Origin of the sequence: Kribbella antiqua, assembly GCF_004345665.1 — a bacterium.
Lineage (GTDB): Bacteria > Actinomycetota > Actinomycetes > Propionibacteriales > Kribbellaceae > Kribbella > Kribbella antiqua.
Map to the genome: position 1 here is coordinate 226,940 of NZ_SLWR01000002.1, position 19,366 is coordinate 246,305.

Genomic DNA, 19,366 nt, shown 5'->3' on the forward strand with positions numbered 1-19,366 from the left:
GCGAGCCTATCGAGCCGTTGTCGGTGGCTCGCAATAGGCTCGGGTTCATGCAGCAGCGCTATCTCGGTCACAGTGGACTGGCGGTGAGCCGGCTCGGCCTCGGCACCATGTCCTGGGGGCGGGACACCGACGAGCACGAGGCGCGCGAGCAGCTCGCCGCGTTCGTCGCGGCAGGCGGGACCTTGATCGACACCGCGGCCGCGTACGGCGACGGCGACAGTGAGCGGCTGATCGGATCGCTGCTCGGCGACGTGGTGGAGCGGGACGACGTGGTGATCGCGACCAAGGCCGGGTTCAGCGTCCGGCGCGGTGAGCGGATCACCGACACCTCCCGCGGCGCTCTGCTCCGCGATCTCGAGGCCTCCCTGCGCCGGCTGAACGTCGATCACATCGACCTCTGGCAGCTGCACACCTGGTCGGACGACGTACCCCTGGAAGAGACGCTGTCAGCGCTCGATCACGCAGTGAACTCCGGCAAGGTCCGGTACGTCGGGGTGTCCAACTACGCCGGGTGGAAGTCCGCCCGGGCTGTGACTTGGCAGCAGGCGTGGCCGGGCCGCGCCGTACCAGTGTCGAACCAGGTGGAGTACTCGCTGCTCGCCCGGGACGCCGAGGCGGATGCCATCCGTGCGGCCGGCGGGTTGGGGATCGGGATCCTGGCGTGGTCGCCGCTTGGGCGCGGTGTGTTGACTGGAAAGTACCGAACCGGGATCCCGGCGGACTCCCGGGCGGCGTCTCAGCATCTGTCCAGATTCGTCGACCCCTATCTCGACGGCCGCGGTTCGGGCATCGTGGAAGCGGTCGCACGAGCCGCCGACGGGCTCGGCTGGACCCCGCTCGAGGTGGCGCTCACCTGGGTCAGGGACCGGCCGGGGGTGTCGGCGGCGATCGTCGGGGCCCGGACGGCGATGCAGCTGAAGTCGGTGCTGGGTGTGGAGGAACTCACGCTGCCGCCCGCGATCGTGGCGGCGCTGGAGGATGTTTCGTGAGGTAAGCAGGAGGTGCAGGTTGGCCGAATACGAGCTACAGCAGTTCGAGGTGTCCAGGACGGAGTCGCGCGGTGCCGTCCGCCGGTTGCTCACCGAGCACGCCGAGTACGGCGGCTGGGAACTGGCCCGGCTCCGCCGCTACCCCGATGGCACCCGCCGGGTCTGGCTCCGCCGCCGCATCATCCGGGTGATGCGGACCCTGTGAGCAAGGCCGTGACCAGTTCGCGGCGGCTGCCGACGCCCACCTTGTCGAACGCCGCTCGCACGTGTTCCTGCACGGTGTGCGGGGACAGGCACAACCGCTCGACGATCTGCCGCGTCGAGTAGCCCTTCAGCAGCAGCTCGGTGACACGCTGCTGCGCCGGGGTCAGCCCATGGAGATCGAGCAGGAACGACCCAAGCTGCGCGGCCGACGCCGACTCGATCACGACTGCGACCTGCTGTGTGGTGGGAAGCATCGAGGCATGCAGCGCGAGCCAGTGACCTCTTGGCGTCCGCACCTTCAGGTGTGGCGCCTTCGGCAGCTCGTGGACACGCTTCAGCTGAGCCGCCGCGGCCATGACTGCAGCCGGTAGTTCTGTCCGGCGCTCTGGATCGAGCTCCGCCATCCAATGCTCTGCCTCCGCACTCACCGACACCACGGCGAGAGCGGCGTCCAGGATGATCACCCCTGGAGCGCCCTCTGGCTGTGACGATCCACCGAGCAGACTCCGTCGGAGACCTTCGGCGAGATGCGGGCCAATGCGTCGTACCAGCTGAATCTCCTGCTCCGTGAAGCCTGTGGAGGCGTCCTCGCGGTGGAGGCAGATGACGCCCCAGCAGCGGCCGTTCGACATCAGCGCGGCGCGGAGTTCGTCGCCGAGGCCGAGCGGCCGCATCACGTCGACATACCGGGCACTGCTCGGCCAGTCCCCCTTCGTGGCGTGGCCGAGCGAGTTCACCGGGTCGGGCTCGGCGGCGAGGGCGGCGAACTTGTTCACGTCGTCCTGACCGAACTCGTTCGCGAGGAACAGCTCGGTGGACCGGCCGAGCGGCTCGTCCGCGCTCACCGAGGTGAACAGGATCGTGGCCGGATCGACCGTGGCGAAGAAGGCGGCGTCGATCGTCATCAGCTTCCTCAGCCGGACCAGCGTCTCGGACCGCAGCGCATCAGCGTCCAGCCCCGCGTAGCACCGCTGGATCAGCACTTCCAGGCGATCCGCCGCCCCCATGATCGTGATGCTACGGCCGATCCGGTACGACGCCCAGTTGGCGGAAGAAGCCGAGTTCGTCGAGGCGTCCCCAGCGTTCGACGACGCGGCCGTCGCGGAGCCGGAAGATGTTGATGCCGGCCAGGCTGACGGTCGTGCCGGTCGGCGGGACCCCCATCACGTCGCCTCGATGCGTACCGCTCGCGGTGAACCGCTCGACGACGATGTCGCCCTCGGCAACCAACTGGTGCAGCTCGCTGTGCCAGTCCGGGAACCCGGCGCGCAGATGGGCGCCGGCGGCCCGCATCCCATCGCGGTCGGGCGTGACCCCGAACGGCGGGTCGTGATTGATGAAGTCCTCGGCAAGGTAGGTGTCGACCGCGCCGAGGTCCCCTTTCGTGAACAGCCCGTCGATCAGGTCCCTGACCACGGCTTTGTTGCTCTCTGTCGCACTCATGCCACCGATGCTGCGAGCTTTTCGCGCTCTCGGGCACCCCAACTACTTGGGGTCTTTCACCCTGGAATATCTCTGAGACAGAGGTATTCTGAAGGAGTGGACACCACCGAAGGGCTGGCGGAGGAGTTGGTGGCCGCGATCGGGCTGGTGCGGCGGCATCTGCGCCGATCGGTCGGGCGGCCGTTCCAGCTGTCGGACTCGCAGGCAGAGCTGATCCGGACCGTGCGCCGCAATCCCGGCATCTCCGTCGCAGAGGCCGCGGCCGAGCTCGGCCTGGTCGCCAACACCGTGTCGACCCTGGTCGGGCAGCTCACCGAGCGCGGGCTCCTGGAGCGAACGCCAGACGAAGCGGACCGGCGCGTCGCCCGGCTCACCTTGACCGAGCCCGCCCGCGAGCAGGTCGAGGCCTGGCGGGACCGTCGTGGCGCACTCGTCACGCGGGCGCTCAATGACCTCGACCGCCCCGAACGTGACGCTTTGCGGGCGGCTTTGCCAGTTCTCGCGGCACTCGCCGACAACTTGAAGGAGTGAGCATGAGCGCGGATCCCACGCCCGAACCGGTCCCGGCCGTGCAGATCGCTGGACTGAGCCACCGATTCGGGGATCACCTGGCCGTCGACGCGCTGGACCTGACGGTCTCCCCCGGCGAGTGCTTCGGCCTGCTCGGCCCGAACGGCGCGGGCAAGACGACTACGCTGCGAGTGCTCAACACCCTCTATCCGCCGCAGTCCGGCACCGTCCAGGTCTTCGGACTGGACGTGCGTACCCAGGCGATGGTGGTACGACGCATGCTCGGCTACGTACCGCAGCAGCTGTCGATCGAGGGCGCGCTGACCGGGCGAGAGAACGTGTCCTGGTTCGCCCGGCTGTTCGACGTACCGCGTCGCGAACGAGCCGCCCGCGTCGCCGAGGTCCTCGAGATCGTCGATCTGACCGACGCCGCCGATCGGCTCGCGTCGACGTACTCCGGAGGCATGGTGCGCCGCCTCGAACTCGCCCAGGCACTGGTGAATCGGCCGGCCTTGCTCGTGCTGGACGAGCCGACGGTCGGCCTCGATCCGGTCGCGCGGGATTCCGTCTGGGCGCGGGTGCAGGACATGCAGGAGCGGTATGGGATGACCGTGCTGCTGACCACGCACTACATGGAAGAGGCGGACCTGTTGTGCGATCAGGTCGCGCTGATGCACCACGGCCGGCTGCGCGCCGTGGGTACGCCGGCTCATCTCAAGGCCGAGCTCGGCCCTCAGGCAAGTCTTGAAGACGTGTTCCGCCACCACACCGGCGAAAGCCTGGAAGGCGAAGCGAAGGGAGGATTGCGGGATGTCCGTGGCACCCGTCGTACCGCGCAGCGGATGGGCTGAGTCCCTCCGGCTGCTCTCGCGGATCGGCACGTTCTGCCTGGTCGAGCTCCAGAAGCTGAGGCACGACCGGACGGAGCTGATCACGCGGGCGATCCAGCCGATCCTGTGGCTGGTCATCTTCGGCGTGACGTTCAGCCGGATCCGGGCGATCCCGACCGGAAACGTGCCGTATCTGGACTATCTCGCGCCCGGCATCATCGCCCAGTCCGCATTGTTCGTCGCGATCTTCTACGGCATCCAGATCATCTGGGAACGCGACGCGGGCATCCTGACCAAGCTCCTCGTCACGCCGAGCCCGCGCTCCGCCTTGGTCGCCGGGAAGGCTTTCGCGGCCGGCGTACGGACGATCTCGCAGGCGATCGTCGTACTCATCGTGGCCGCGCTGCTGGGCGTCAGCATGACCTGGAACCCGTTGAAGCTGCTCGCCGTACTCGCGGTGGTCGTGCTCGGTGCGGCGTTCTTCTCCTGCCTGTCGATGACGATCGCCGGCCTGGTCCTGCGCCGCGACCGGCTGATGGGCATCGGCCAGGCCATCACCATGCCACTGTTCTTCGCGTCCAACGCCCTCTATCCAGTCAGCCTCATGCCCGACTGGCTACGAGTGCTGAGCCACGTCAATCCCCTCACCTACGAGGTCAGCGCGCTACGCGGCCTACTCATCGGCCAACCCACCAACTACTGGCTCGACTTCACAGTCCTCATCGTCGCCGCCGTAGCCGGCATCTGCGCCGCCGCTTCCCTCCTCAGCCGCCTAGCCCGCTAGAGGTCGTGCCGAACCCAGACGTTGGGTTCGACGTAGACCGCATGGTCGTGAGGTACGTCGACATGCACCGGGACAAGCGCCTTGGGGACGATCACGTCTCCGGATTCGTCGAACGGCAGACCCGTCCAGTCCCGCCACTCGGCGAGCGAACCGGCGATCACCATGGATCTGGGTGCGACCTGGACGATCTTGCCGCCGGCCTTCACATGCACCCGCAGCCAGGGGTCTGTCGGCAGGCCGTCGTCCCTTTGCTGCTTGATGTATTCGGTCATTGGCAGGTACGCGTCGGCCTTGCCGTTCGGGCGGACCGGGGCGAACAAGGTCGTGTGGCCTTTCGCCTTCACAGCTTGGCGCATCGCTCTGAGCATGTCGTGGGAAAGGCCCCGGCCGAGGTGGGAGGGCCTGATCAGGATCTCCAGGGCACTGGAGACGTTTGGTTTGCGGCCGTTGCGTAGGTCGGCGAAACCCCAGTGCAGCACGCGGTCCCAGCCGCCGGAGGGCAGCTCGGTGCGGTTCTCGTCGGGGAACACGAACGGGATGCTTCGGCCGTGCGCGACCAACTCGCCGTCCTCGGTCGCGACGAGGCACTGATCGGGAAAGTTGTCCGGCACCTGGCTCATGAACGCGTTGCCGATCGGGTCGTTGTGCATGAAGTCCGGCCACGCGTCGGCGAACTCGTACATCCGCTCCCGGTACTCAGGCCGCTCGGCCAGGGTGGTGATCACGATCTCCGGCATGGACCGCAGTCTGGCACTGCTTGGGTTTGGGTTTCACCAGGATTAGTACGGCGACCAGGGTGGTGAGGAGGCCGGCACCAACCAGGGTGTTTTCGGCTCCGGCGACCGCGATGATCGGGCCGCCGGCCAGCATCCCGGCCGAGCTGCCCGCGTTGACGACGACGCTCTGGCCGGACAACAGCGCTCGCCGCTCAGCTCCGGCGCTCGACCTGGTGATGAGGACGGAGATCGCCGCGATACCCAGTACGACGGTGACGCCGCTGAGTGCGCCCATCGCGGCAATCACCGGTGGTGTCGTCCAGAGGCCCATCGCCGCCCAGCAGACCCCCATGGTCGCCCAGGCAACCGCTGCGAGTGGTACTGGCCTTGTACGCCGTACGACGGCGAGGGAGATCGTCGTGCCTATGACTGAGCCGATGCCGTAGCCGGTCATGCCGGCTGCCAGGTAGAGGCCTGGCTGGTGTCTTTCGGCGCCGATCACGGAGAGGCCGAGGGTGAACGCGAACCAGGTCACGCAGCCGGTGCCGCGAGCTATCCAGCCGTAGAGCACGTCCGGGCGGCCTTTGAGGCTGGCGCGGATCGACGGGGTCGCAGTGGCTTCGGGAGCGCGCTCTGCCTGCACAGTGCAGGCGAGTAGACCTGCTGCGAGGACTGTGGCCGCTTCGACCCACAGGAGGCCGTTGGTGAAGCCTGTTGACACCGCAAGGGCGCCGATGGCTGGGCCGACCATCATGCCGATCCTGCGGAGCCCGTCCTGCCAGGTGAGCAGTAGGACGGCTTTGCCGTCACCCCAGCGGTCTCCGGTGTCGGCTAGGAGCGCTGAGCGGCCTGGATTCGACAGTGCGTCGCCGCAGCCGAGTAGCAGGCCGCTGACGACGAGCAGGGTTGGCGTGAGCGCGTTAAGGCCTGCTGCTGTGGGCACCACGGCCAGTGCGAGGGCAGAGATCGCGGCGACCACTGCAAGCCGCGGACCAGAGTCAACCCATTGCCGAGCCTTGCGAGCCCACCACGGCGACAGCAACACCGGCACTCCAGCAGCACCACCAACCAGGCCGGTCGCAGCCACCGACCCCGTCTCCTGCAAAATCACCAACGGCAACGCAACCTGAGCAACCCGAAACGCCAAGTCCCCAGCAGCACTCCCGGCCAGCAACGCCATCGCCTGGGCCCTCATACCCTTAGTTTTTTGGATTATGAGCCCGACCGGGTAGCCCGCAATGCCTTGGTGGTTGCCATAGGCTGGGGCTATGCCTTCATTACCAGCGGTTGAGGATCTGCGGCTTGTGCAGGCGATCAGCCGGAGTGGCGCGGTCGGCACCGCGGCCCGCGAGCTCCGCATTTCACAGCCGTCAGCCTCCCAGCGCCTCGCCCGCCTAGAACGCATGTGCGGCACCAAGCTGTTCGAGCGCGACACCCGCGGCGCCCGCCCGACCCCGGCCGGCGCCGAACTCATCCGTCGCGCCGACCACATCCTCGCTCACCTCGAGGAGGTGTACGCCGCCACCCGCGAGGCCGCGGCCGGTCACCGCCTCGTCATCGGCACCTTCGCGAGCCTGGCGCCGATCCTGTTCCCGATCCTCGACGCCGACCTCCCCGACCTCGACATCCAGCAGCAGGTCGACCACGGCCACATCCTGGTCGAACGCATCGCCGAGGGCACCATGGACGCCGCGTTCATCGCTATCGCCGACCAGATGACGCTGCCCCGCGGCACCATCGCCCGCCGCGTCGGCCGCGACGACCTCGTCCTCTTCCAACCACCCGGCGCCGACCCACCCGGCCGTGGAAAGCATCCACTCAAGGATCGCCAGATCCCGTTCTCCACCTACGACCGCGGCTTCGAGGAGATCCACGCCCGCCTGGTCTCCCACGGCGCCGTCCCCCGCCAAGGCGTCACCCTCAGCACGACCGTCGCGATGGCCCGCCGCAGTGGGCACCTGGCCCTCGTCCCCCGCAGCGCCCTCGCCACCGAACTCCGCCCCGGCGAAGCCCTCACCCCCGCCCCCTTCCGCTACCGCCTCACCCTCTCCCTCGTCACCACTCCTACCCCGCCGAAGCCCCTGATCCAGCTACTCCCCCACCTCCGAACGACCCTCAACCTGACGTAGGCACTGGCGCTTCGGAGTCCGTCGTACGACGCTCAGAGGTAGAGGTACTAGTTGGCGAGGTGAGACTGATGACGATGCGGCAATGGACGATCGACATCGAGATCGACGAGATGGAAGACGAGCGCACGACACACGCCGAAGCGCGGTTGCGCACCGACGGGGAACAGCTGACCGGCCGGGGTACGGCGTACCGGCACCCGAACGACGTCGAGGTCCCGCAGATCGGCGACGAACTGGCCACCGCCCGCGCCTTGTCCGAACTCGCCCACCGCCTGGTCCTGGCCGCCGCCGAAGACATCGAAGAGGTGACCCACCGCCCCACGCACCTCCGCGGCTGAGGGATCAGGCCTGGTCGAAGAAGCGGTCTAGGACTCGGGAGCCGAATTCGAGGGATGTGGTGGGGACGCGTTCGTCGATGCCGTGGAACATGCCCATGAAGTCGAGGTCCGGCGGCAGCTGCAGCGGCACGAAGCCGAAACAGCGGATGCCGAGCCGGCTCCACGACTTGGCGTCCGTACCGCCCGACATCAGCAGCGGCGCGGTCCGGCTCTGCGGGTCCTCGGCCGCCAGGCACGCCTTCATCGCCTCGACCAGCCCGCCGCTGAACTCGGTCTCGAGCGCGATGTCCTCGATCACCGTCTCCCGCCGTACCTTGTCACCTAGCAGCTCGTCGATGGTGGCGAAGAACTCGTCCTCGTACCCGGGCAGGAATCGCCCGTCGATATGCGCCTCGGCGTCACCCGGGATCACGTTCACCTTGTAGCCGGCGTTCAGCATCGTCGGGTTGGAGGTGTTGCGGATCGTCGCGCCGAACATCCGGCTGAAGCTGCCCAGCTTCAGCAGCGTCTCGCTCATGTCATCCGGGTCGAGCTCGACCTCGAGCACGTCCTCCAGCGTCTTCAGGAACTCCCGCACCGTCGGCGTCACCCGCAGCGGCCACTCGTGCGAACCGATCCGAGTCACCGCTTCGACCAGGTTGGTGACCGCGTTGTCGTTGTTCACCATCGACCCGTGACCCGCCGTACCGCGGGCTTTGAGCCGCATCCAGTTCATGCCCTTCTCGGCCGTCTCGATCAGGTACAGCCGCAGGTCGTCCTTCACCGTGATCGAGAATCCGCCCACCTCACCGATCCCCTCGGTGCAGTCCGCGACCGTGTCCGGGTGGTTCTGCGTCAGCCACACCGCGCCGTACGTCCCACCGGCTTCCTCGTCCGCGGTAAAGACCAGCCGCACCGGCCGACGCGGCTTGACCCCGGCCCGCTGCCGCGCCCGTACGACGGACAGCACCATCGCATCGAAGTCCTTCATGTCGACCGCGCCGCGCCCCCACACGCACCCGTCGAAGATCTCCCCGGCGAACGGGTCGACCTTCCAGTCCTTCGGATCCGCCGGTACGACGTCCAGGTGCCCGTGCACGAGCAGCGGATCCGCCGACTGGTCCTCACCCTCCCAGTGCGCGACCAGCGTCGCCCGGCCCGGCTCCGACTCGTAGATGGTGGATTCGATCCCCACCTCGTCCAGCTTGGCCGCGACGTACTCCGCCGCCACCCGCTCTCCGTTGCTCTTGCCGTTGCCGTAATTCGTGGTGTCGATCCGGATCAGCTCACTGCAGAGCTCCACGACCTCAGCGTCGGCGGCGTACGAACGTTCACTGGTCCCCGGAGAAGTCATAGGCCCCATCCTCCCCCATCCTCGAATGACATCCGATGGCGCCGGGTATGTGACCTGTGTGAAGGGCGACCGGGTGGAAATCGTCGTCGACACGGGCAACGGCGTCGCGACGTACGAGATCGCCGCGACCAGAGCCGGGCGCCGGGTCGAGATCACCACCAGCCGGAACCTGACCGAGGTCGCCGAGGTGACCCGCTCCGGTACGCCGATCCGCACCGCCCGCTTCCTCTCCGCCCGCGTGATCGCCCTGGTCGAACACCCAGCCGGCCAACCGTGACCTGGCCGTCCGACCCGGACGACCTCGTCGCACTGCAGAACGCACTGGCCGACGAGACTCCACCGCCTTGGGCTCCTCCGGAGCGCTCACTCGTCGCTGGGGTCTGGGTCTGCTTTCCGCGCGGGCTGTCGGGGCCGGGTGCGGCCGGGGACCCGGCCTGGGCCGCTGCAGTCGTGCTGTCCGGCCGCCGCGTGATCGAGCGGCGTGTGATGACCGGAGCAGCCTCGGCGCTGTACTCCCCCGGTCTGCTCGCGCTGCGTATCGGTCCGCTCCTCGAGGACGTCGTACGGCGGCTCGACCGCAAGCCCGACGTACTCCTCCTCGACGGCACCGGCCGCGACCATCCCCGCCGAGCCGGGCTGGCCCTGCACCTGGGCGCCGTACTAGACCTACCCACGGTCGGAGTCACACACCGCCCGCTGACCGCTTCCGGCGACTGGCCGGCCGACGTCGCGGGCGCGACCTCGGCGCTGACCATTAACGGTGAGCAGGTCGCGGCCTGGCTCCGGACCCGCCCCGGCACGCGACCGCTCGTCGTACACCCTGGTTGGCGAACCGACCTGACCACGGCCGTGCAGGTTGTGTCGGCTTGCTCGGCAGGCCGTCGTACGCCGGAGCCGCTGAGAGCTGCCCGGGAAGCTGCGCGCCGGGCTAGAGGACCTTGAGGCCGTACATCTCGCCGAGTGGGTCCGCGATGAGTTCGACCCTGGTGCCGTCGGGGTCGCGGAAGTAGATCGACGTGCCACTCTCCTCCAGGTACTCGACGCCGGCCTCGTCCAGGTTCTTCTTCAGCCGCTCCCACTTCTCCGGCTCCACGGAGATCGCCATGTGATGCAGTCCGCCGAGCACCTCGGCGTACGGACCGAGATCGAGACCGGGGAAGTCGAAGAACGCCAGCAGGTTGCCGTTGCCGATGTCGAAGAAGAAGTGGTTCGAGCCCTCGTAGTCCCGGTTCCCGACGATCTCGGTCAGCGGGAACTCGAGCACCTCCTGGTAGAACTTCACGGTCCGCTCGACGTCCGCGCACAGCACCGCCACATGATGCAGCCCGCGCGCCGACGACGTCGTACCTTGCCGGAGGTACGTCGTCCTGATGCGGTCACGCTCGGCCTCGATCGCGTGCAGGTCGATGTCGGTCATAGAGTCCCCCTCAGATCCGGAAGAACAGATTGAGATACCGGTCGGCCACGGCTCGCTCGCCGCGGAGCGTGCCGGAGTTGCTGCGCCCGAACGCGGTCAGCACAAAGCTGCCCGGGTCGAACTCGATCACAGTCTCGCCTTCGCCCGCCTCGTAGGTCATCCCGTCCGGGCCGACCACGACCCGCGTGTCGCCGGCATTCGGACCGCTGGTGATCCGGATGCCGAGGTCGCACGGCTCGTTGACCCTGGTCGTGTACTGCCAGAGCACGAACATGAACGGGACGAGCAGGTCGGCCGCCTCGCCGGTCAGCCCATGCGCCCGCCCGGTCCCCTGCCGGACGTCCGAGGAGTGAACGCCGTAGTCCATCAACTGGAAGGCCGGAAAGAAGAACGACGGCAGCGGCCCCATGTAGAAGTGCGGGACGTTCAGGCCGGTCCAGTCCCAGGATGGTGTCCTTACCCTCGAAGGTCATCGCGTTCCACGCGTTCATCCCACCCTCCTCCCAGGCGACCCTTGAATTTCAAACTACCCCCGGGAACCCGCGACGTCAGCCCACCACGACCCCCCAACGCCCCGATGTGAATTCCACCCATGGTCTTTGCTACTGTTCTCCGGTCAGCACCGCTCAGGCGGTCAGACCACTCGTCCGGGTGGCGGAATAGGCAGACGCGCTAGCTTGAGGTGCTAGTGCCCTTCGCGGGGCGTGGGGGTTCAAGTCCCCCCTCGGACACTGAAACGAATGTTTCATATGAAGGCGACACGAGAGGATCGTGTCGCCTTTGGCGTTTGCGGTGCTGGGGTGGGTCTGTGCTGCTCAGACGTGTTGCCGACAACAACCATCTGGCAGGGTCCTCTACAGCGGGAGGTGTCGGATCTCCGGAGCGCCGAACCCAGTGCAAAGGCGTTCGCGCCGTGTGGGGCGGAACTTCCGCCGACGAGCCGTTCTGACGGGGTGGGGACTGGTCAGCGGTGGGGTGGTCGCACGGCGATCGAGGACCTCGACGGTAGTCAGGTGCGGATGACCTCCAAGGCCTGGCGTGCGATCTGCCACTCTCGTTGGTGGGGAATTCCGACGTGACGTACGACGTCTATCCGGGCGATGTCGCAGTCAGTGCACCTGAAGTCAGCTTCTAGGTCCAGCCGCCAACGAGTGCGATGGTGCGCCTTGAGCGTGCGAGCCGCCGCGCACCTACCGGACTGGTTCGGCGAGGGCGACGGCGTTGCTGAGGTAGACCTTGCCGTTCCAGTCTTCGCAGGTGACGAGTACGAGGCGACCGCTGGTGGTCTGGTCGAAGAGTTCTGTGGCGTGCTTCGCGAGTGATTGTTTGGGGTAGTTCGTCATCGAGGTGACGACGTAGGTGATTCGGCCGGTGCTGGTGATGACGGTGACGAGAGCGCCTGGCCGGAGTTTGTCGAGGTCGTCGAAGGCGCCGCCGCCGGTGTGCACGGTGTGGGCCGTCATGACGGCCGAACCGATCCGGGCTCCGGGCTGGGCGCCGGCTGACCACCAGCCGACGGCGCGTGGGTTCGACGGCGGCGTGAGGATGCCGCCGTCTGCGGCTATCGGTATCACCTGCGCCGATACTGCGATCTGTGGGAGCAGGATTCGTTTCGGACTGCCCTGGCCTGCATTGTCGGATCGGGTAGGCGTAGGGGCCGCGCTCGGTACAACCGGGCTGGTCGTCGGTGACGTCTGGGGTCTTGTCGTCGGGGCGTTTGTCTTTGACGGTTGGGCGGCTTCATCGCCTGCTGGCTGGGCGAAAATCACCCATGCGGCTAGCAACGCGAGCGCGAAGCCGGCCGCAGCGATCACCTGGCCTCGAACTGAGGAGGTCAGGTGATCGCGGTGTACATGCCGGCTTCTACCCATGCGGGATGTTTCCTGTCAGCGCTGGTGCAGTCCGCGGCGACGGCGTACCAGCAGCGAGGCCAGGCCGATCATGATGGCGACGGCCAGCAGGCCGGTGCCGGCGATCGTCCAGCCGCGGTGGGAATCATCCTGCGCAACAGGGCCAGGAAGGCCGGCCTCCACCGCGGTTGGCACGGCTATCGGCGTCGACGGTAGGGCGGTCGGCGTCTCGGACGGCGGTGCGGTTGGCGTGCCCGATGGCGAAGCGGTCGGCGTACCAGTCGGCGGTGTGACCGTAGGCGGCGTGGTTGGCGTGCCAGTCGGCGGAGCGGTTGGGGTGGGAGTCGGCGGCTTGAAGGCGCACTTCACACGCACCCGGACAAGGGCGACGACGTCCCCGTCGGCATTCTGGGCCTGCAGCTCGTACGTGTCGTTGGTGTGAGCGCCGAACGCGACGTTCTCAGACCCGTGCGGGGCGAGATTCACCACGTAGTCGTCGTAGGCATCGCCCGCGTGGAACCCGACCATGTAAATCTGCTCCGTCGCGTTGGGGTTGCTCAGCTTGGCCAAGACCTCGGCGCCGACGTCGTGGCAGCTGACCCGTACGTTGCTGAAGACCGGCGGCCGGACCTTGCTGGTCTGGCTGGTGAGGTCTGTACTACCGGCGACAAGCTGGGCTGACGCCGACGTACTCCCCAACGGGAGCAGACCTGTCACAAGCGTGGCCATCAACAACCCGCCGACGAACGCCTGACGTTTCATCGCGACACCGCAAACCGCATGCAGAAGCATGGCGGCGAGTTCGAACAAACGGGGCGGATCGGTAGACGGAGGTGAACAGAACGAATGCTGTGAAAAGACTTCACGTTGCCCCCCTTAGGACACCTATTTGATGCACCAAGGGGACTCAAAGTTGTCGACCGGGGCGCTTGATTCTGTTAGGCGATGCCGACTGCTTCGAAGGCTGATTCCACGGCCGCGATCTTGCCGGTGCGTTGGGCTGCGGGTAGGGCCCGGAAGAGGCTTCGGGCGCTGGAGACGGCGAAGCGACGGCTGTCGGTGAACTGGGATGTGCGTGATCAGCCGCACCCGGTTTGCGCTGGAATCTGAGGCGAAACTGGACCAAGCCCGACCCGCTACCACCCACATTCCGCGAGTCGGTGCGCCTTCGGGACTTCGTCGACGTTGATGCCGTGGTCCAAAATTGTCGAGTCCCTCAACCGCGCAGACAGTACATACACACCGCCCAGGGCAGCTCGGTTCACTGGCGAGGTTTTAGTCGCTTGGTAGGGATGGCAGTGAGTGGATCTTCCGGCCACGGATGGCGGGGTAGCGCGCTCGCAGGTCGGCTCGGACCTGGGGATAGCCCTGCGTCCAGAAAGAGGCGAGGTCGCTCGTGATCGCGACCGGGCGCCGTGCGGGCGAAAGTAGGTGCAGAACGACTGGGACACGACCGTCCGCGACGGCTGGAGTGGCAGTCCAGCCGAATACCTCCTGCAGCTTCACGGCGAGGACCGGCGGCTCGGCACCGTTGTACGCGAGTCGCACCTCGGAGCCCGATGGGACCCGGAGCCGTTCCGCTGCGAGTTCGCCGAACCGGGTTGCTGCGGGCCATGGCAGCAGTCGCCGGAGCGCCGAAGCCACGTCGATGTGGGCGAGATCGCGCGAGCCTCGCACCGAGGCGAGTTCGGTACCCAGCCATTCGTCGAGATCGGCCAAGAGTGCTTGGTCATCGACCGCAGGCCATGGGTCTCCGAGGTGGGCGTGGCAGAACGCGAGCCGCTCTCGCAAGGCGAGGGCGGCCTCCGACCAGCTCAGTACGGACAGACCGCTGCGCCGGATACCGTCGCGGACGGCCGCTTGGACGAGCAGCCGGTCGGGCTTTGCCAGCGGGACGTCGTTGAGCACGATCGCGCCGAGTGCCTCGACGCGCCGCGTCACGATCCGGCCGTCGTCCCAGCGGATCTGGTCGGTGGTCGAGACGAGGTCGCCCGCGATGTCTCGCGCGGTCTGCTCATCGATCGGCGCCGCGGAACGGATCCTGGCGTCGGCGCGACCGGGTGCCCGGTCAGCGACCGCGATCGCCAGCCATGTCGTGGTCCGCAACGGCGATTGCGGATCCAGCGCAGCACCCGTACCACCAGACATCTGGTACGTCGCCGAGTCGCCCCCCCGGACCCGCGCAATCCGATCCGGATACGCCAGCCCCACCACAACCCCCACCGCAAGATCATCCGGTACTACGCGCGTCCCCCGACCAGTCGGCCCACCAACCGCCGGCCGCACTCCATCTCCACCCAACGGGTCGCCAGTCATCGTGCCTCGGCCGAGACGCTTTGTTTCTTCTCGCCAGCGGGCCGTGGCACCGCGGTCCTCGCCACGGCGGAGGGCTCGCCAGCGGGCCGGTAGATCATCGCCGAAGTCACGGCCGGAGTCGTCCGAGAGCATCGCGACGATCTCGCGTGCCCGGTCGGCGCCGACCCGCGGCGTCCCGTCCAGCAACGCACGAGCCAACCGAGGATGCGCCCCGATCGCCGCCATCCGCCGTCCCCGCTCGGTGATCCGGCCGCCGTCGTCAAGCGCATCGAGGCGGCGCAGCAATTCGGTGGCAGCGGTCATCGCCACCACCGGCGGCGCCTCGAGCAAGGTCAGACCGTCACCAGCAGGCGCACCCCACGCCGCGAGATCGAGGGCGAAGGCCGCCAGATCGGCGATCGCGATCTCCGGCGCCGCATGATCGTCGAGATGCGAGTGGTCGGTGGCAGACCAGCACCGATAGACCCGGCCAGGCGCCTCCCGCCCGGCACGACCCGCTCGCTGGTCCGCCGACGATCTCGAAACCCGGCAAGTAACCAACGCACCGAGGCCACGGGATTGATCGGTCCGCGGCTCCCGGGCAAGACCCGAGTCGACCACGACCCTGACCCCGGGCACAGTCAGCGAACTCTCCGCGACCGACGTCGTGACCACGATCCGACGAGTGCCGGCCGACGCCAACGCGCGGTCCTGTTCAGCCCTTGACTGGCGACCGAACAACGGCAGGACATTCTGACCGGCCAACCGGCGAGTCACACCGTTGATCTCGGCCTCCCCCGGGACGAACACGAGGATGTCGCCGTCGTGCTCGGTCAGTGCACGCTGGACGACGGCCGCGACGTGATCCAGTAGGCGCGGGTCGACCCGCCCACCGGGAAGCAGCGGCACAGGGACCGGTGGTGGGACCCACTCGATCGCCACGTCGAACAGCGCAGCAGACGCCGTGATCACGGGCGCCGGAACGTCCAAGCCCAATGCCTGACTCAGCCTGATCGTGTCCGCCGTGGCCGAGGTCGCGACGATCGCCAGGTCTTCCCGAAGATTCGCCCGGACGTCGACGCAGAACGCGAGCAGTAGATCGGCATCGAGGTGCCGCTCGTGGCACTCGTCGATCACAATCGCGGCGACACCCGGCAACTCCGGGTTCTGCTGCAGACGCCGTACGAGGAGCCCAGTCGTCACCACCTCGACACGGAGTCCCTGACCGCCGCTGCGTTCACCACGCATCGCGTAGCCGATCCGCTGCCCGAGCGGTTCGCCGACCAGCATCGCCAGCCGGACCGCAGCCGCGCGGGTTGCCATCCTTCGCGGCTCGGCGACGATGATCGTGCCCCCGAGCGCGTCGCCCAGCGCAAGCGGCAACAGCGAGGTCTTCCCCGATCCAGGCGGCGCAACCAACACCGCAGTACCGCGCGAACGCACCGCATCGACCGTGGCAGGCAGAACCGCCCGGACAGGCAGATCCGCCCCCGGCACCGACGACTCAGGCAGCAACACGCCTCGACGCTAGCCGACCACCACTACAGAACCCCTCGACAACCCGGTCCACAGGCCCATCAACAGACATGGACCCTGGTCCTCGCCAAAACCGACGGCCCACTCAAGAACCCGATCCAAGCAGGCGCCGACTCAGCTGCCGGCCGCAACGGCGGAGGCCTACCCGGCGTCGGCCTCGGAGACCACCTGCTGCTCCCATAAGCCGTCGACGGACTGCTCCCCGGTTGCCGCGACCGTCTATGGCGCGAGGTGACGATCACGGCGTCCGACATACCTCATGAGAGTTCAGCTCGAGGCGTGTGGCTAAGGTGCGTGTTCCTCCTCGGACACCAACGCTAACCACGCGCGGGGCAGGCTTGATGGAAACATCAGCCACCCGCGTTTGTAGTTGTTGGAGACTTCAAGCCCAAGGCGCCGTACAGATCGGCCAGATCACCTCGATCCGCCTGATCCAGCACTGCCTTCATCGCGCCCAGTTCCTTCACCATCGCGCGATGCCCGCAGCAATCAGCCGTTCGGCCCCCGGATCGCCTGGTCAGTGCTCGCTCCGGTGCGGTCCTCGATCCGGTAGATGGACCCGGTCCATCTCCACGATCAGGCTAGGACGACCACTGACCGCCGTCGATGGCGCAGGGCCCGGGGCACGGATGCACTCGACGTGGTCGATTGGTGCCACCGGCACGGGCCTCGCCGGTGGGTGGATATCCGCGGTCTGGTGCCATGCCATCCAGCTGATGTGCTGAACAGATCGGGACGGTGTGTTCCCGGTGCATCACCGACCGAGAGAGTGTTGCCGTCGAAGGCCGGCGGAGCACTCTGCCGGCCGGGAGCATACGAGTTGCTTGCGAATAGCTTCGGCGACTTCGCGGGTGCCGTCCTGACCTCCGAGGTCAGGGGTTCTCGGTCCGTCACGCAGTACGTCGTCGACCGCCTGGTTGATGTCCGCGGCTGCCTTGGTCTCGCCGAGGAAGTCGAGCATCAACGCCGCCGTGCTGATCTGCCCGACCGGATTGGCGATCCCCCGGCCCGCGATGTCCGGGGCCGATCCGTGCACCGGTTCGAACATCGACGGGTAGGTCCGTTCGGGGTTGAGGTTGGCGCTCGCCGCGACGCCGATCGAGCCGACGCACGCCGCGGCCAGGTCGGACAGGATGTCACCGAAGAGGTTCGACGCAACAATGACGTCGAACTGCTGCGGCCGCGACACCATTGCGGCGGCGAGCGCGTCGATCAACACGCTGCGCAGTTCCACGCCGGGCTGCTGGGCGACTGCCTCGGCCACGACCTCGTCCCAGAACGGCATCGAGTGGATGATGCCGTTGGACTTCGTTGCCGAGGTCAACTTCCCGGACCGCCGGGCGGCCAGCTCCGCCGCGTACGCCGCGACCCGCGCCGTCCCCTTCCTGGTGAACACCGCCTCCTGTACTGCGAGCTCGGCGTCCGTTCCCCGGCCGAACCGGCCGCCAACCTCGGAGTACTCGCCCTCGACGTTCTCGCGCACGATCATCAGATCGGTGCCATCGGGCTCGGCCAGCGGACTGCGCACACCCTTCACGTGCCGCGCCGGCCGCAGATTGACGTACTGCTGGAAACCGCGGCGAATCGGGATCAACAGGCCCCACAGAGTGATGTGGTCCGGAATGTCCGGGGCACCGACGGCCCCGAAGAACACCGCCTCGTGCTGCGCCAGCCGGTCGAGGCCGTCCGTGGGCATCATCGTCCCGTGCGTGCGGTAGTGCTCGGATCCCCACGGATACGGCGTCCAGTCGATGGAGAATCCGTGCCGGGAGCCCGCCGCGTCGACAATGTCCATCGCGGCCGGCACGACCTCGTGGCCGATGCCGTCGCCTGCGATGACGGCTACCGAATAGTGCGTGCTCACCGGACTCCTCCCGTGACGAGCTCGGGCCAGGCCGCCGCCACCCCGGCGTGGCGGATCTCGCCTGCGTCGACGTTGAGACCGGCGGCCAGGAGCTGATCGGCAGCCAGCGCCTCATGGACGCCGCCGGCCAGTCGCCGGATGTAGGGCAACGTCGCGTTCGTCAGCGCGCGCGTGGAGGTTCGCGGTACGGCGCCCGGCATGTTCGCGACGCAGTAGTGGGCGATCCCGTCGACCCGGTACGTCGGTGCGTCGTAGGTCGTCGGCCGGGACGTCTCGAAGCAACCACCCTGGTCGATCGAGACATCGACCAGTACGGCGTCCTGCTTGAGCTTCGCCAGGTGGTTGCGCCGCACGAGCTTGGGGGCGGCGGCCCCGGGCAGCAGGACGGCACCGATCACCACGTCCGCTCCGGCGAGTTCCTCCTCGAGTGCCAGCGGGTTCGACATGACGACGCGTGCGCGGCCGTCGAACAGCTCACTGAGCTGGCGGATACGGCGAGCCGACGCATCCAGGATGGTCACCTCGGCCTGCATCCCGACTGCCACCAAGGCCGCCTGGGTGCCGACCACTCCCCCGCCGACGACAACGACCCGCGCCGGCGGTACGCCCGGCACTCCGCCCATGAGGATGCCCGGACCGCCACTGGGATGTTGCAGTTGGTTGGCCGCCGCCTGTGCTGCCAGCCGACCGGCGACCTCGCTCATCGGTGCCAGGAGAGGTAGCTGGCCATCGGCGTCGCGGACAGTCTCGTAGGCGATGGCGGTGGTCTTCGCCGCCATCAGGGCCGCTGTCAACTCACGATCGGCCGCGAGGTGCAGGTAGGTGAAGACGGTCAGGTCGGGACGCAGGTACTCGTACTCGCGCGCGATCGGCTCCTTCACTTTGACGAGGAGTTCGGCCTCGCCCCACGCGCGTGCAGTGGACACGATCCGGGCTCCGGCGCGGGTGTAGTCCTCGTCGGCGAACCCTGCGCCGAGACCGGCGCTCTTCTCCACGATGACCTCGTGACCATCCGCCACCAGCGCGGCCGTCCCGGCCGGTGTCAGACCGACCCGCCGCTCGGCCGGCTTGATCTCCTTGACGACACTTACTCGCATGATTGACTCACTGCTCCGGACTTGTGGGGGT

General features: G+C 67.7%; 21 protein-coding genes and 1 tRNA gene. 10 read left to right on the forward strand and 12 right to left on the reverse strand.

Annotated features, from left to right (window positions below):
• Positions 1-47 precede the first annotated feature (47 nt).
• Positions 48-989: an aldo/keto reductase gene (locus EV646_RS07125; protein ID WP_132145250.1), complete on the forward strand. Its 942-nt coding sequence runs from the start codon at positions 48-50 to the stop codon at positions 987-989.
• 19 nt (positions 990-1,008) lie between these two features.
• Positions 1,009-1,194, forward strand: a complete 186-nt coding sequence (locus EV646_RS07130) for a DUF5703 family protein (protein ID WP_130448421.1) — start codon at positions 1,009-1,011, stop codon at positions 1,192-1,194.
• On the opposite strand, the gene EV646_RS07135 is transcribed toward EV646_RS07130, so the two are convergent.
• On the reverse strand, positions 1,169-2,200 hold the full coding sequence (locus EV646_RS07135) for a LuxR C-terminal-related transcriptional regulator (protein WP_132145252.1): 1,032 nt from the start codon (positions 2,198-2,200) through the stop codon (positions 1,169-1,171). The two genes, EV646_RS07130 and EV646_RS07135, sit on opposite strands and share 26 nt — an antisense overlap.
• A 10-nt stretch (positions 2,201-2,210) precedes the next feature.
• Entirely contained in the window at positions 2,211-2,636 is a 426-nt protein-coding gene (locus EV646_RS07140; RefSeq protein ID WP_132145254.1) for an ester cyclase, read from the reverse strand.
• 96 nt (positions 2,637-2,732) lie between these two features.
• Here EV646_RS07140 and EV646_RS07145 point away from each other — a divergent pair, with 96 nt between their 5' ends.
• The 3 genes from EV646_RS07145 to EV646_RS07155 are packed head-to-tail and all read left to right on the forward strand — an operon-like array spanning position 2,733 to position 4,760.
• Entirely contained in the window at positions 2,733-3,167 is a 435-nt protein-coding gene (locus EV646_RS07145; RefSeq protein ID WP_132145256.1) for a MarR family winged helix-turn-helix transcriptional regulator, read from the forward strand.
• Positions 3,168-3,169: 2 nt separating this feature from the next.
• The gene (locus EV646_RS07150; protein WP_132145258.1) at positions 3,170-3,997 is read left to right on the forward strand and encodes an ABC transporter ATP-binding protein; all 828 of its coding nucleotides are present in this window, start codon (positions 3,170-3,172) and stop codon (positions 3,995-3,997) included.
• Positions 3,957-4,760: an ABC transporter permease gene (locus EV646_RS07155; protein WP_132145260.1), complete on the forward strand. Its 804-nt coding sequence runs from the start codon at positions 3,957-3,959 to the stop codon at positions 4,758-4,760. The genes EV646_RS07150 and EV646_RS07155 overlap by 41 nt, the downstream gene beginning before the upstream one ends.
• Here EV646_RS07155 and EV646_RS07160 read toward each other — a convergent pair.
• The gene (locus tag EV646_RS07160; RefSeq protein ID WP_132145262.1) at positions 4,757-5,497 is read right to left on the reverse strand and encodes an N-acetyltransferase; all 741 of its coding nucleotides are present in this window, start codon (positions 5,495-5,497) and stop codon (positions 4,757-4,759) included. The genes EV646_RS07155 and EV646_RS07160 overlap by 4 nt on opposite strands.
• Positions 5,457-6,671 carry an MFS transporter gene (locus tag EV646_RS07165; protein WP_132145264.1) on the reverse strand — a complete coding sequence of 405 codons (1,215 nt, stop codon included), beginning with the start codon at positions 6,669-6,671 and terminating at the stop codon, positions 5,457-5,459. The genes EV646_RS07160 and EV646_RS07165 overlap by 41 nt, the downstream gene beginning before the upstream one ends.
• 73 nt (positions 6,672-6,744) lie before the next feature.
• On the opposite strand from EV646_RS07165, the gene EV646_RS07170 reads away from it, so the two are divergent.
• Together EV646_RS07170 and EV646_RS07175 are read left to right on the forward strand one after the other, a co-directional pair.
• On the forward strand, positions 6,745-7,605 hold the full coding sequence (locus EV646_RS07170; RefSeq protein ID WP_132145266.1) for a LysR family transcriptional regulator: 861 nt from the start codon (positions 6,745-6,747) through the stop codon (positions 7,603-7,605).
• Between the two features lie 68 nt (positions 7,606-7,673).
• Entirely contained in the window at positions 7,674-7,943 is a 270-nt protein-coding gene (locus tag EV646_RS07175; protein WP_241995504.1) for a DUF1876 domain-containing protein, read from the forward strand.
• A 4-nt stretch (positions 7,944-7,947) separates the two neighbouring features.
• Here the strand turns inward: EV646_RS07175 and EV646_RS07180 are convergent, their stop codons facing one another.
• Positions 7,948-9,276 (reverse strand): M20/M25/M40 family metallo-hydrolase, encoded by a 1,329-nt coding sequence (locus EV646_RS07180; RefSeq protein ID WP_132145268.1) that lies wholly within the window; start codon positions 9,274-9,276, stop codon positions 7,948-7,950.
• A gap of 25 nt (positions 9,277-9,301) precedes the next feature.
• On the opposite strand from EV646_RS07180, the gene EV646_RS07185 reads away from it, so the two are divergent.
• Positions 9,302-9,553 (forward strand): hypothetical protein, encoded by a 252-nt coding sequence (locus EV646_RS07185; RefSeq protein ID WP_132145270.1) that lies wholly within the window; start codon positions 9,302-9,304, stop codon positions 9,551-9,553.
• Positions 9,550-10,218, forward strand: coding sequence for an endonuclease V (locus EV646_RS07190; RefSeq protein ID WP_132145272.1), 669 nt, complete (start codon positions 9,550-9,552; stop codon positions 10,216-10,218). Before EV646_RS07185 ends, EV646_RS07190 begins: the two co-directional genes overlap by 4 nt.
• Here EV646_RS07190 and EV646_RS07195 read toward each other — a convergent pair.
• A complete protein-coding gene (locus EV646_RS07195) occupies positions 10,205-10,693 on the reverse strand; it encodes a VOC family protein (protein WP_132145274.1) in 489 nt (162 codons plus the stop codon). The two genes, EV646_RS07190 and EV646_RS07195, sit on opposite strands and share 14 nt — an antisense overlap.
• 10 nt (positions 10,694-10,703) lie before the next feature.
• Positions 10,704-11,102, reverse strand: coding sequence for a maleylpyruvate isomerase mycothiol-dependent enzyme family protein (locus tag EV646_RS07200; protein ID WP_132145276.1), 399 nt, complete (start codon positions 11,100-11,102; stop codon positions 10,704-10,706).
• 236 nt (positions 11,103-11,338) lie between these two features.
• On the opposite strand from EV646_RS07200, the gene EV646_RS07205 reads away from it, so the two are divergent.
• Positions 11,339-11,424 (forward strand) — tRNA-Leu (locus EV646_RS07205).
• A 459-nt stretch (positions 11,425-11,883) separates the two neighbouring features.
• On the opposite strand, the gene EV646_RS39900 is transcribed toward EV646_RS07205, so the two are convergent.
• The 5 genes from EV646_RS39900 to ald all read right to left on the reverse strand — a co-directional run bounded on the left by EV646_RS39900 (position 11,884) and on the right by ald (position 19,335).
• On the reverse strand, positions 11,884-12,300 hold the full coding sequence (locus EV646_RS39900) for a class F sortase (protein ID WP_277875092.1): 417 nt from the start codon (positions 12,298-12,300) through the stop codon (positions 11,884-11,886).
• 279 nt (positions 12,301-12,579) lie between these two features.
• Complete coding sequence (locus tag EV646_RS38785) at positions 12,580-13,305, reverse strand: hypothetical protein (RefSeq protein WP_158290912.1); 726 nt, start codon at positions 13,303-13,305, stop codon at positions 12,580-12,582.
• Between the two features lie 513 nt (positions 13,306-13,818).
• Positions 13,819-16,356, reverse strand: a complete 2,538-nt coding sequence (hrpB, locus tag EV646_RS07225) for an ATP-dependent helicase HrpB (protein WP_241995508.1) — start codon at positions 16,354-16,356, stop codon at positions 13,819-13,821.
• 772 nt (positions 16,357-17,128) lie between these two features.
• A complete protein-coding gene (locus EV646_RS07230; RefSeq protein ID WP_132145283.1) occupies positions 17,129-18,238 on the reverse strand; it encodes a tartrate dehydrogenase in 1,110 nt (369 codons plus the stop codon).
• A complete protein-coding gene (gene ald, locus EV646_RS07235; protein ID WP_132145285.1) occupies positions 18,235-19,335 on the reverse strand; it encodes an alanine dehydrogenase in 1,101 nt (366 codons plus the stop codon). The genes EV646_RS07230 and ald overlap by 4 nt, the downstream gene beginning before the upstream one ends.
• Positions 19,336-19,366 lie beyond the last annotated feature (31 nt).